12 protein-coding genes are annotated in these 12,580 nt (G+C 62.9%); 10 read left to right on the top strand and 2 right to left on the bottom strand.

Going from position 1 to position 12,580, the window contains the following annotated elements:
- Position 1 precedes the first annotated feature (1 nt).
- From B9Z52_RS04675 to B9Z52_RS04665, 3 genes are all read left to right on the top strand, one after another.
- The gene (locus B9Z52_RS04675; RefSeq protein ID WP_108412711.1) at positions 2-1,522 is read left to right on the top strand and encodes a bifunctional 3-(3-hydroxy-phenyl)propionate/3-hydroxycinnamic acid hydroxylase; all 1,521 of its coding nucleotides are present in this window, start codon (positions 2-4) and stop codon (positions 1,520-1,522) included.
- Positions 1,523-1,564: 42 nt separating this feature from the next.
- A complete protein-coding gene (locus tag B9Z52_RS04670; protein WP_108412668.1) occupies positions 1,565-2,410 on the top strand; it encodes a fumarylacetoacetate hydrolase family protein in 846 nt (281 codons plus the stop codon).
- 86 nt (positions 2,411-2,496) lie between these two features.
- Positions 2,497-3,480, top strand: coding sequence for a tripartite tricarboxylate transporter substrate binding protein (locus B9Z52_RS04665; RefSeq protein WP_158270509.1), 984 nt, complete (start codon positions 2,497-2,499; stop codon positions 3,478-3,480).
- A 51-nt stretch (positions 3,481-3,531) separates the two neighbouring features.
- On the opposite strand, the gene B9Z52_RS04660 is transcribed toward B9Z52_RS04665, so the two are convergent.
- Positions 3,532-4,245, bottom strand: a complete 714-nt coding sequence (locus B9Z52_RS04660; RefSeq protein ID WP_108412666.1) for a YebC/PmpR family DNA-binding transcriptional regulator — start codon at positions 4,243-4,245, stop codon at positions 3,532-3,534.
- Positions 4,246-4,533: 288 nt separating this feature from the next.
- On the opposite strand from B9Z52_RS04660, the gene B9Z52_RS04655 reads away from it, so the two are divergent.
- Positions 4,534-6,771, top strand: a complete 2,238-nt coding sequence (locus tag B9Z52_RS04655) for an NADP-dependent isocitrate dehydrogenase (RefSeq protein ID WP_108412665.1) — start codon at positions 4,534-4,536, stop codon at positions 6,769-6,771.
- A gap of 80 nt (positions 6,772-6,851) precedes the next feature.
- Here the strand turns inward: B9Z52_RS04655 and B9Z52_RS04650 are convergent, their stop codons facing one another.
- The gene (locus B9Z52_RS04650) at positions 6,852-8,105 is read right to left on the bottom strand and encodes an Hsp70 family protein (protein ID WP_108412664.1); all 1,254 of its coding nucleotides are present in this window, start codon (positions 8,103-8,105) and stop codon (positions 6,852-6,854) included.
- A gap of 178 nt (positions 8,106-8,283) precedes the next feature.
- Here B9Z52_RS04650 and B9Z52_RS04645 point away from each other — a divergent pair, with 178 nt between their 5' ends.
- From B9Z52_RS04645 to B9Z52_RS04620, 6 genes are all read left to right on the top strand, one after another.
- Positions 8,284-8,532, top strand: coding sequence for a DUF3297 family protein (locus tag B9Z52_RS04645; protein ID WP_108412663.1), 249 nt, complete (start codon positions 8,284-8,286; stop codon positions 8,530-8,532).
- A 123-nt stretch (positions 8,533-8,655) separates the two neighbouring features.
- Positions 8,656-9,114 (top strand): (2Fe-2S)-binding protein, encoded by a 459-nt coding sequence (locus B9Z52_RS04640; protein ID WP_108412710.1) that lies wholly within the window; start codon positions 8,656-8,658, stop codon positions 9,112-9,114.
- Complete coding sequence (locus B9Z52_RS04635) at positions 9,111-11,282, top strand: xanthine dehydrogenase family protein molybdopterin-binding subunit (RefSeq protein ID WP_108412662.1); 2,172 nt, start codon at positions 9,111-9,113, stop codon at positions 11,280-11,282. The genes B9Z52_RS04640 and B9Z52_RS04635 overlap by 4 nt, the downstream gene beginning before the upstream one ends.
- Positions 11,279-11,737: a sulfur oxidation c-type cytochrome SoxX gene (gene soxX / locus B9Z52_RS04630; protein ID WP_108412661.1), complete on the top strand. Its 459-nt coding sequence runs from the start codon at positions 11,279-11,281 to the stop codon at positions 11,735-11,737. Before B9Z52_RS04635 ends, soxX begins: the two co-directional genes overlap by 4 nt.
- Positions 11,734-12,243 carry a thiosulfate oxidation carrier protein SoxY gene (locus B9Z52_RS04625; RefSeq protein ID WP_108412660.1) on the top strand — a complete coding sequence of 170 codons (510 nt, stop codon included), beginning with the start codon at positions 11,734-11,736 and terminating at the stop codon, positions 12,241-12,243. The genes soxX and B9Z52_RS04625 overlap by 4 nt, the downstream gene beginning before the upstream one ends.
- Complete coding sequence (locus B9Z52_RS04620) at positions 12,240-12,575, top strand: thiosulfate oxidation carrier complex protein SoxZ (RefSeq protein WP_108412659.1); 336 nt, start codon at positions 12,240-12,242, stop codon at positions 12,573-12,575. The genes B9Z52_RS04625 and B9Z52_RS04620 overlap by 4 nt, the downstream gene beginning before the upstream one ends.
- Positions 12,576-12,580 lie beyond the last annotated feature (5 nt).

Genomic DNA, 12,580 nt, shown 5'->3' with positions numbered 1-12,580 from the left:
CGTGTTTGATGTAGCCATCGTCGGCTTTGGGCCCACGGGTGCCGTGGCCGCAGGTCTTTTGGGTTTGCAAGGCATCCGCACCTTTGTCTGTGATGAGTCGACCGAGGTGTACGACAAGCCCCGGGCGATTGCGCTGGACCATGAAATCATGCGGGTGTTCCAGCAGCTGGGCATCGCCCAGGCGCTGGAGCCTTTCACAGAACCCTTCACCAACTCGGAGTTTTACGGGGTGGATGGGCAGCTCATCAAATGCATGTCCACCGTGGCCCCGCCGTACCCGCTGGCTTTCTCGCCATCGCTGGTGTTCACCCAGCCGGCCATGGAGGCCTTGCTCCGCGAACGTGTGGGCGCCATGCCTTCGGTGCATGTGGCGCTGGGCAGCCAAGTCACCGGCTTGCAGCAAGGCGATGACGCGGTCACCCTGAGGGTGGTCGACACACAAGGGCAGACCCGGCAGATCTCGGCACGCTACCTGATCGCTTGCGACGGGGCATCGAGCTTTGTGCGCAAACAGGTGGGCATCGAGTTGCAAGACCTGGGCTTTGACGAACCCTGGTTGGTCGTCGATGTGCGCGTCAACGACAAAGGCTTGGCCAAGCTGCCCAAGGTCAGCGTCCAGTACTGCGAGCCGCAAAGGCCTTGTACGTATGTGATCGGGCCTCAGAACCACCGCCGCTGGGAAATCGCCCTGAACCCCGGCGAAGACCCCAAAGCCATGGCCACGCCCGAAGCCACCTGGAAGCTCTTGTCGCGCTGGCTGCAGCCCGATGAGGCCACGCTGTGGCGGCAGGCGAGTTACCAGTTCCATGCCTTGGTGGCCAAGGATTGGCGTCGCCAGCGCGTGCTTTTGGCGGGCGATGCCGCGCACCAGCAGCCACCGTTTTTGGGTCAAGGCATGTGCCAGGGCATCCGCGATGCGGCCAACCTGAGCTGGAAGCTGGCCGATGTGCTCAAAGGGCGTGCCAGCGATGCCCTGCTGGACAGCTATGGCACCGAGCGCAAAGGCCATGTGACCGAGCTGACTTCGCGCATCAAGGGCATCGGCCAATTGGTGGGCCAGCGCGACCTGCAAAAAGCCAGGGAGCGCGATGCCCGCTTGCTGGCCGAATGCGGCGGCCAAGTGCAGCCCATGCCCCGGCAAAACGTGCAGCCCGCCCTGGTCGGGGGGTGCTCGGACACCTCCGGCCATGCGGCGGTGGGCACCTTGTTCCCCCAAGCCTGGGTCGATCAAGCCGCAGGCCCGGTGCGCATGGACGACTTGCTCGGCTGTGGCTGGCGCTTGCTGCTGCAAACCGGCGCGGATGCGGCATTCGCACCAGCGGCTGCCCAAGCGCACAAGGGCCTGAACCTTCGGGTGCAGCGCCTCGATGCGCCGGACTTTCAAGAATCCTCGGGCGTGCTGGCGGCATGGTTCGAACGCATGGGCTGCCAAGCCGCGCTGGTGCGTCCGGACCACTACGTTTACGGCGCCTTCAACAGCGCGCAAGACCTCAAGGCCGCTTTGCAGGCGCTTGCGCCCTGAACGCGCGCAGACCCATTTCCTTTTCCTCACTGAAAAATCACCATGAAATTCCTCAGCTATTCATACCAAGGTCAAGCCTCCTGGGGCCTGGCCACCGACACCGGCGTTGTCTCTTTGAGCAGCGCCAACTACCCCACCCTGCGCAGCGCTTTGGCTGAGGGCATGCTCGAAAAACTCGGCGCTGCAGCGCATGGCCAGCCGGACACCTGCACGCTGGCGCAGATCACGTATTTGCCCGTCATCACCGACCCCGGCAAGATCATCTGCATTGGGCACAACTACGAAGAGCACCGCGTCGAGACCGAGCGCGACAAGACCGAAAACCCCACCGTGTTTTTGCGCGTGGCCGACTCGCAAACCGGTCACCTGCAGCCTTTGCTGATGCCGCCCGAGTCGGACCATTTCGACTACGAAGGTGAAATCGCCGTGGTGATCGGCAAAGGCGGTCGCCGCATTCCCCGCGACCAAGCTTGGGAACACGTGGCCGGTTACAGCGCCTACAACGACGGCTCGGTGCGCGACTGGCAGCGCCACACCACGCAGTTCACGCCCGGTAAAAACTTTGTCGGCACCGGCGCTTTTGGCCCGATCTTGGTCACTCGCGGCGAGATCGCCGATGGCGAAGAGCTGAGCCTGACCACCCGCCTGAACGGCCAGGTCATGCAGCACGCCACCACGGCCATGCTGATTTTCCCGATCCCGCGCTTGATCGAATACGTCTCGACCTTCACCACCTTGGCGCCCGGCGACGTGATCGTCAGCGGCACGCCTGGTGGCGTGGGCGCTCGCCGCCAGCCGCCGGTGTGGATGAAAGAAGGCGATTTGGTCGAGATCGAGGTGTCCAAGATCGGCGTGCTGCGCAACCGCGTCGAAAGAGAAAAGCTTTGACGGCATGGCCCCGTCTTTGCAAGATGGGGCATGGCGTCGCCGTCGGTTCCAAGGTGTGATTTTTAAAAATGCAACAGGAGACAAACATGCAAAGACGATCCTTCAACAAAGGCTTGCTGGGCGCGGCCGCTGCCGTGGCCTCGGGCCTGCAAAGTGCGGCCTGGGCGCAGGCCTGGCCCGCACGGCCGATCAAATGGATTTTGTCGCAACCGGCAGGTTCTGGCCCGGACATCCTGGCGCGTTTTGTGGCCGACAACCTGAGCCGCCGCCTGGGCCAGCCCATCGTGGTGGACAACCGCCCGGGGGGCCAAAACGTCATCGGTGCGCAAGCGGCCATGCGCTCACCCGCCGACGGCTACACCTTTTATTACGCGACCACCGCCGCCATGGTCACCAACGTCTTCACCTTCAAGGCCTTGCCCTACGACCCTGAAAAAGACTTTGCCCCGGTGCGCCTGATCGGCCGCAGCCCGTTTGTGATCGCGGCAGGCGCCGCCTTCACCGGCAACACCTTGGCCGATGCCATGGCCCAAACCAAGGCCCAGCCCGAAAAACTGGCCATGGCCACCGAGGGGCCCAAAACCTTTTCGGGCATGTTGGCCGATTCGTTCGCGGCCATGGCCGGCATCAAGTTCACGCACGTGCCGTACAACAAGGCGCCCGATGCCATTCAGGACTTGATCGGTGGCCGGGTGAATTTCATTTGCCTGCCCGAAGCGGCGCTCTTGAGCTACATCCGTTCGGGCCAGATCAAGGCCCTGGCGGTGAGCTCGGCCCAGCGCACGGCCAACCTGCCCTCGGTGCCCACCTTGTCCGAGACCTTTGCCGGTTTCGAATACACCGGCTGGAACGGCCTGTTTGCGCCAGCGGGCACGCCTGCGGCCATTTTGGACAGCGTCAGCCGCGAGCTGGAAGCGGTGCTCAAGCAGCCTGAAGTGGCGCAGCGCTTGTTGACGCTGGGCTCCATCCCGGAGACCAAGATGAACGTGGCCGAGTTTGACGCCTTCATGCGGGCCGAAAGAACCCGCTGGGCGGGCATCGTCAAAACCATCGGCATCAAGCCCGAGTAATAAAAAAGGGGCTGTGTAGACAGCCCCTTGGCTTTGGGAGGCTTGGCGGTCTTAACCGGCCAGACCCACAAACACGTTTTGCACGTCGTCGTTGTTGTCGATGGCGCCCAAAAAGGCCTCGACTTCTTCGAGCTGCTCGGCGCTCAGGTTGGCCGGGTCGACCGGGTTTTTGGGTTTGTAGCCCAGCTTGGCCGAGACCACGGTGAAGCCGAAGTTGGGCAGGGCGCGGCTGACCAGGTCCAGGTCGGTCGCTTCGGTGATGAACACCGTCACACCGTCTTCGTCGGCAGGCTCAAAGTCCTGTGCACCGGCTTCGATGGCGGCCAGTTCGGCGTCGGCGTCCGCTTGAGCCGGTTCGGCCTCGATCATGCCCACATGGTCAAAGTCCCAGGACACCGACCCCGATGTGCCTTGCTGGCCCTTGCGGAACAACACGCGCATTTCGGACGCGGTGCGGTTGACGTTGTCGGTCAGCACCTCGATCATCACCGGCACCTGGTGGGGCGCGAAGCCTTCGTAGATCACGCGGTCAAAGCTCACGGCATCGCCCAACAGGCCTGCGCCCTTTTTGATGGCGCGCTCCAGCGTTTCCTTGGGCATGGACACCTTGCGGGCCTGCTCGACCACCAAGCGCAGGCGCGAATTGGCGGCCGGGTCGGCACCGTTGCGGGCCGCGATCATGATGTCCTTGGCCAGACGGCCAAACAATTTGCCTCTGGCGTCCGCGGCTTGTGCTTTGCCTTTGGCTTTCCATTGCGCGCCCATGGGGTGCTCCTCGGTTGGTGGCCACGCGCACAGGCGCTGGCCGGGGGATGGGGCGCCAAGTCTGTGGGCTTGGCGCGGGTCTGAAGGGGTCTCAGTTTAATCGCCCGGCCGTTTGAGCCCTCTGGACGGCCATGGGGCGGGGTCGCTGAGCCCCTGCGTAAGCAAAACAGGGCCCTATTTGAGATAAAGTCTCTGGCTAATCCGCCTTAAAAGGGCGGCTTTGCGAATCTGCCCGACACACCGCCGAGCACATATTCTTTTTTCACATCCCTGATGACGAGACGACCCATGGCCGCAGACAAATCCAAAATCATTTACACCCTGACCGACGAAGCCCCTTTGTTGGCCACAGCCTCCTTTTTGCCGATCATCCGCACATTCACCGCTTCGGCAGGCATCGAAGTGGCTGAGAGCGATATTTCGGTGGCGGGCCGCATTTTGGGTGAGTTTTCTGACCTGTTGCCTGCTGAACAGCGTGCACCGAACAACCTGGCCGAGTTGGGCAAACTGACGCTGAACTCTTCAGCCAACATCATCAAACTGCCCAACATCAGCGCTTCCGTGGGTCAATTGGTCGCCGCCATCAAGGAACTGCAGTCCAAGGGTTACGCCTTGCCCGACTATCCCGAGAACGCCAAGACCGAAGAAGAAAAGGCCCTCAAGGCCCGTTACGCCAAGTGCACCGGCTCGGCCGTGAATCCCGTGCTGCGCGAAGGCAACTCGGACCGCCGCGCCCCACGCGCCGTCAAGGAATTCGCCCGCAAAAATCCCCACAGCATGGCCGAGTGGAGCCAGGCGTCGCGCTCGCACGTCTCGCACATGCATGCGGGCGACTTTTACCACGGCGAAAAATCCATGACCCTGGACCGCGCCCGCGATGTGAAGATGGAGCTGATCACCAAGAGTGGCAAGGCCATCATCCTCAAACCCAAAGTCTCCCTGCTCGACCGTGAAGTCATCGACAGCATGTACATGAGCAAAAAGGCTTTGTGCGAGTTCTACGAAAAGGAAATCGAAGACGCGCGCAAAACCGGTGTGATGTTCTCGCTGCACGTCAAGGCCACCATGATGAAGGTCTCGCACCCCATCGTGTTCGGTCACTGCGTCAAGATCTTCTACAAAGACGCCTTCGAAAAGCACGCCAAGCTGTTTGAAGAACTGGGCGTGAACGTGAACAACGGCATGGCCGATCTGTACAACAAGATCGCCACGCTGCCCCAATCCAAGCAAGACGAAATCAAGCGTGACCTGCACGCCTGCCACGAGCACCGCCCCGAGCTGGCCATGGTGGACTCGGCCAAAGGCATCACCAACTTCCACTCGCCCAACGACGTGATCGTGGACGCCTCCATGCCCGCCATGATCCGCAACGGCGGCAAGATGTGGGACGCCAACGGCCGCCTCAAGGATGTCAAGGCCGTGATGCCCGAGTCGACTTTCGCCCGCATCTACCAGGAGATGATCAACTTCTGCAAATGGCACGGCGCCTTCGACCCCAAGACCATGGGCACGGTGCCCAACGTCGGCCTGATGGCCCAGCAAGCCGAAGAATACGGCTCGCACGACAAGACCTTCGAGATCCCCGAAGATGGCGTGGCCAACATCACCGACCTGAACACCGGCGAAGTGCTGCTGTCTGAAAACGTGGAAGCGGGCGACATCTGGCGCATGTGCCAGGTCAAGGACGCCGCGATCCGCGACTGGGTCAAGCTGGCCGTCAACCGCGCCCGCAACTCCGGCATGCCCGTGGTGTTCTGGCTCGACCAGTACCGCCCCCACGAAGCCCAGCTGATCACCAAAGTGAAGATGTACCTGCACGAGCACAACACGGCCGGTCTGGACATCCAGATCATGAGCCAAGTGCGTGCCATGCGTTACACCCTGGAGCGCGTCGTGCGCGGCTTGGACACCATCAGCGCCACCGGCAACATCCTGCGCGACTACCTGACCGACCTGTTCCCCATCATGGAGCTGGGCACCTCGGCCAAGATGCTGTCGGTGGTGCCTTTGATGGCGGGTGGCGGCATGTACGAAACCGGTGCGGGCGGCTCTGCGCCTAAGCATGTGCAGCAACTGGTCGAAGAAAACCACTTGCGCTGGGACTCGCTCGGCGAATTCTTGGCGCTGGCCGTGTCCTTGGAAGACCTGGGTCTGAAGACCAACAATGCCAAGGCTGGCGTGTTGTCCAAGACCCTGGATGCCGCCACCGGAAAATTGCTGGACAACAACAAAAACCCCTCGCCCAAGACGGGTCAGCTGGACAACCGTGGTAGCCAGTTCTACCTGGCCATGTACTGGGCGCAAGAGCTGGCCGCGCAAACCGAAGACGCTGCACTGGCCGCCCAGTTCGCGCCTTTGGCCAAGCAATTGACCAACAACGAGAAGAAGATCGTGGACGAGCTCAACGCCGTGCAAGGCAAGCCTGTCGACATCGGCGGCTACTACATGCCTGACCAGGCCAAGCTTGCCGCCATCATGCGCCCCAGCGCGACCTTCAACGCGGCTTTGGCCAGCGTCAAGGCCTGATCGTTCAAGCGGTCCTGAAAGCCACCCGAGCGCAAGCCCGGGTGGCTTTTTTCATGGGTATTTGCTTGAGTTCGGCCAGCTCAACGGCTGTAGGCCAAGCCCGAAGCCACACCGCCAAACAAATCGCCCTCGACCAGCGGCACCTCTGGAAAGGCTGCCTGCAGGGCGCGCTGGAAGGTGCGCAACGCCGACGAGCCGCCGGTCAGGTAAATCGCGTCGATCTGCCCGTCGTTCAAACCGGCCTCTTGCACGCATTCACGCGCACACGCCACAGTGCGCTCAAGCAAGCCACCCAAGTGCGTTTGCATGTCCGCCACACCCAGGGCCGCTTGCAGGCCGGGCTCGATCAAGGACAGGTCAATGCGCGTGTCGGCATCGGTGACTGAGCAACGGATCTTGGCCTGTTCCACCTCGTGGGCCATGAGGTGGCCGTGGCGCTCCGTCAGCACCTGCATGAGGCGCTCGTGCAAGCGGGCGTTGCTGTAATTGCTGCGCAGGGTCTTGGCATGGGCGATGGCTTTGGGCTGGTACTGCCAGTGGATCAAATGCCAGGTCGACAGGTCAAAGAAGACGCGGCTGGGCACCTCGCGCTGCGCGGGGCCGATGTGCCGGTGGCCCAAGAGCGGCATGACCTGCTCCAGGTTCAACTTTTGGTCGTAGTCGGTGCCACCGATGTGCACACCCGTGGTGGCCAAAATGTCGGCGCTGCGGTCGGCCTGGTGCATGCGCCCAGGTCCCAGGCGCACCACCGTGAAGTCAGACGTGCCGCCCCCTAAGTCCACCACCAGCACGGTGCTGTCTTGCGTCAAGCGCCGTTCATAGTCCAGCGCCGCTGCGATGGGCTCCAGCTGAAACGACACCTCTTCAAAACCCACGGCTTGCGCCGCCTGCCGCAGCGAGGTCTCGGCTTGCGCGTCGCGCTCGGGGTCGTCGTCCACAAAGTGCACCGGGCGTCCCATCACCACCCGCGTGGGTGCAAAGCCCAGCGCCCCGGTGGCGCGTTCGCGCAGCGTGGTCAAAAAGGTGGCGATGATGTCCTGAAAGCTGATCTGCTGGTGGCCAATCTGGGTGGTCTCCATCAGCAGCGGGCTGCCCAGCAGGCTTTTGAGCGAGCGCATCAAGCGGCCTTCGGTGCCTTCCAGGTAGTGGCCAATGGCATCGCGCCCGAAGTGGGTGGTGCCGTCTTCGGCGTTGTAGAACACGGCCGTGGGCATGGCCAGTGCGTCGCCCTCCAGAGCCACCAGGCGGGCCATGCCTTGAGGCGTGGCCCAGGCCATGGCCGAGTTGGAAGTGCCGAAATCGATGCCGAGCGTGCCGGGGTGCGTTGGGGTCATGAGGAACAAAAGCGAAGCACACAGGCGGTGCGGAAAAGCGGGGAGCACAGGTGCCCGAAAGCGCCGTGTTTTTTGAAGACCGGCGATTGTGCCACCCCCCATGGCGCTTTCGGATCGAGAGGGCCGCTAAATCATGGAAAATCAGAAGCTGTTTGTATTCCTCCCTTCAAAGCCCGCCATGACCGAAGCCACACAGCGCCCTGAATTGCCCGATCACCTGTCCATCGACTCGCGCAGCCCTTTCCACATCCGCGCCGTGTTCGAGCACGACATCGGCATCCGCTTCAATGGCAAGGACCGCAACGATGTCGAGGAATACTGCATCAGCGAAGGCTGGGTGCGTGTGCCCGCAGGCAAGACGCTGGACCGCAAAGGTCAGCCGCTGCTGATCAAGCTCAAGGGCACGGTCGAAGCGTTTTACCGCTGAGTCCAGTCGCTGACGTGACTGTCTGGCGGGCTTGACCGCTTTGTCTACGTTGTTTCCCAGTTGCGCAATTTCAGCCAGAGCGACACAGTTGCCGGTTGGTTTGATCACTTGGAGACTTGGCACATGAAACTGACCGTCAACGGGAAAAATCACACGCTCGACACCGAGCCCGAAATGCCCTTGCTTTGGGCCTTGCGGGACGAACTCGACATCAAGGGGCCCAAATTCGGCTGCGGCATTGCGCAATGCGGCGCCTGCACGGTGCTGCTCAATGGCGAGCCGGTGCGCTCTTGCTCTTACCCCGTGTCTGCGGCGGTGGGGCAAAAGGTCATCACCATCGAAGGCCTGGCCGACAAAGGCCGTCTGCATGCTGTGCAGCAAGCTTGGATCGACCACCAAGTGCCCCAGTGCGGCTATTGCCAGGGCGGCCAGATGCTGGCCGCTGTGGCCCTGCTCAAGAAAAAACCCAAGCCCACCGACGACGACATCGATGCGGCCATGAGCAACATTTGCCGCTGCGGCACCTATGCCCGCATCCGCACCGCCATCCACGCTGCTGCCAAGAAAGGGACCCGCGCATGAGCACCCCGAACATGAACGCAGACCGCCGCCATTTCCTCAAAGTCTCCAGCACGGCCACCGCAGGCCTGTCGCTGGGCTTTTTTGTGCCCGAGCGGGCCAGCGCAGCCACTGGCGCTGACACGCCGCAGCTGAACGTCTGGGTCGAGATTGAGGCGAACGACACCATCGTCATCCGTTACGCCCGCGCCGAAATGGGCCAGGGCAGCATGACATCGGCACCCATGATCATTGCCGAAGAGCTGGACGCCGACTGGAAGAAAGTCCGCGTCGAGTACGCCACCGCGCATGAGAACCTGCGCACCAAACGCGCTTATGGCGACATGGCTTCGGTGGGCAGCCGCACCATTCGCAACTCGCAAGCCTATTTGCGCCAAGCCGGTGCCACGGCGCGCCACATGCTGGTGGCCGCTGCGGCCCAGCAATGGGGCGTGCCCGCGTCGGAGTGCAAAGCCTCGCTGAACAAGGTCACCCACCCGGCCAGCAAACGCAGTCTGAGTTACGGCCAGCTGGCCGCAGCGGCTGCCAAGCTCGAAGCGCCCAAAGAAGTGGCGCTCAAAGACCCGAAAGACTGGACGTTGATCGGCAAGCCGATCCCCCGCGTGGACATCCCCGACATCGTGGTGGGCAAGATCAAATACGGCATCGACACCCAATTGCCCGGCATGCTGCATGCGGCGGTGGCGGCTTGTCCCGTGTTCAACGGCAAGGTCAAGAGCCTGGACGCGTCCAAGGTGGAAAACCGCCGGGGCATCGTCAAGGTGCTGAACCTGGGTGAGTTTGTGGCCGTGGTGGCCGACAACTGGTGGCGCGCCAAAGAAGCCTTGCGCGAAGTGGCCATCGATTGGGACGTGGGCGAGCACGGCACGCTCAGCAGCGCGGCCATCATGGCGCACTTCAAGGCGGGCATGGAACAAGCCGAGCTGGCCGTGGCCCGCAACGATGGCAATGCGCCCGAGGCTCTGGGCAAAGCGGCCAAAGTGGTCGAAGCCGATTACTTCACGCCCTATTTGGCCCACGCCACCATGGAGCCCATGGTCTGCACCGCTTGGCTGCAAGGCGACAAGCTGGAGATCTGGTCGTCCACCCAAAACCCCGAAGCCACCTTGGCCGTGGGCGCGGCCACCGCAGGCGTACCGCAGCCCAATGTGAAGGTGTATCCGGTGCAGCTGGGCGGCGGTCTGGGCCGCAAGAGCCCGCAAGATTTCACGCGCCAGGCGGTCATGATCGCCAAGGCCATGGCGGGCAAACCGGTCAAGATGCTGTGGACCCGTGAAGAAGAAATCCAGCACGGCCTGTACCGCCCGGCCAGCCTGATGCGCTTCAAGGCCGGTCTGGATGCCAGCGGCAAGGTCGACGCGCTGCACATCCGCGTGAGTGCGCCCTCGATTTTGGCGACCTTGCTCAAGCTGCCCTTGCCCAAGGGCATCGACGGCCAAGCCGTGGCCAGCTTCAACGACCACCCCTACGACATTCCCCACACGCTGGTCGATTACGCGCAGCGCAACACCAATGTGCCGGTGGGCTTTTGGCGCTCGGTGGGCCACTCGCAAAACCCGTATGGGCGCGAGTGCTTCATCGACGAGCTGGCGCAGGCCGCAGGCAAAGACCCGGTGGCCTTCCGCCTGGACATGCTGCCCAACAATGAAAAATCCAAACGTGACCGCAGCATTCTGGAGGCCGTGACCAAGGCCGCAGGCTGGGGCAGCAAGCTGCCCGCAGGCGTGTTCCGGGGTGTGGCCGAAACCGAAGGCTATGGCAGCTGGACGGCGTGTGTGTGCGAGGTCTCGGTCAACGCCAAAAACGAGGTCAAGATCCACCGCGTGGTGATCGGCATCGACCCCGGTTATGCCGTCAACCCGGACAACATCGTGGCCCAGTTCCAGGGCAGCGTGGTCCATGGCCTCTCGGCCATCTTCTGGGGCGAAAACACCATCAAGGAAGGCCGTGTCGAGCAATCGAACTTCCACGACTACCGCATGATGCGCCTGAACGAAATGCCCAAAGTCGAGGTGGTGATTGCCCCCACGGGCGGCTTCTGGGGTGGTGTGGGCGAACCTGCCCAGGCGCCTTTGGCGCCCGCTTTGGTCAACGCCATTTCTGCGGCTCTGGGCAAACGCATCCGTTCTTTGCCCTTGAAGAACCACGGACTCAGCCTGGCCCGCGCATGAACCTGGCCGCAGCCTCAGCCCTGGCTTCGGCTGTGGTGGCCGGGGGCTTGGCGGGCTGCGCCGCGTGGCACCAGTCGGGGGTGCAGCAGGCGGGTGTGACCGCCATGCCTGCGCCTGCAGCCTCGCCAGAACGGGGACGTGCCTTGCTGCTGCAAAGGCAAGAGACAGGCTGCATTTTGTGCCACCAGATTGCAGGCCTGCCCGCAGGCGGTGCGCTGGGGCCGTCCTTGCAGGGCTTGGCCGAGCGCAGCACACCTGCGCAAGCCCGTGAACGCATTGCCGATGCGCGGCGATTCAACCCGCAAACCATCATGCCGCCTTACCTGAGCACCGAAGGCCTGCACAAGGTGGCGGCCCCTTACCAAGGGCAAGCCGTTTTGACCCCGCAGGCTCTGGACGACATCGTCAGCTATTTATTCGCCAAGCCCGGCGGGGCTGTGAGGGCCACGCCATGAAGCTGGTGCAAACCACACGTCAACTCACACGTCAACTCACGCGTCGTCTTTGGCTGCAGCAGGGCGCCCGCCTGGGGCTGGCCTGGGCAGCCGTGCAAGCCTGGCCAGCGCAGGCCCAAAAAATGGAGTCCGGTCGGCTGTTGAGCCTTGCAGAAATGCTCGACCCGATCACCCAAGGCGCCCCGGTGCGCCAGCAAGACGTGAGCATCACCGCGCCCATCCTGGCCGACAACGGCTCGCTCGTGCCCATGACGGTGCAGGTGCAAAGCCCCATGACGGCAGCTGAGCATGTGAGCCATGTGTATTTGCTGTCGCAGCGCAACCCGGTCACGCGCATGGCGGTGTTTCAGCTGGGGCCGTGGAATGGCCGCGCCGAGATCAGCACACGCGTGCGCCTGGCGGGCAGTCAGGTAGTGGTCGCTCTGGCCCGCTTGTCCAGCGGCGAATTCCGTTACGCCCAGATGGACATGATCGTCACCGAATCGGCCTGCGTGGACGCCTCATGAACCTGATCCGCATGCAATGGCCCGAACGCATCACGGCCGGTGAGGTGGTCAAGGTGCGCCTCTTGGTGCAGCACCCCATGGACACGGGCTACCTGCAAGACCTGTTGGGCAAGCTGGTGCCGCGCAATGTGATCCGCCTGCTGACCTGCACCTTGGGCACGCAAGAGGTGTTCCGGGTGGAGCCTTCTTCGGGCATCGCGGCCAACCCGCTGTTTGAGTTTTTTGTGCTCGCCAGCGAGACCGCCGAGTTGCGCGTGGAATGGGTGGACGATCGGGGCCACCACGGCGAGTTCCGCCAAACCATGGTGGTGCTGCCCGCAGGCACACCGTGAGCCCA

The sequence above is a fragment of the Limnohabitans sp. Jir72 genome (assembly GCF_003063575.1).
Lineage (GTDB): Bacteria > Pseudomonadota > Gammaproteobacteria > Burkholderiales > Burkholderiaceae_C > Limnohabitans_A.
This window is presented reverse-complemented; position numbering and strand designations above follow the sequence as displayed.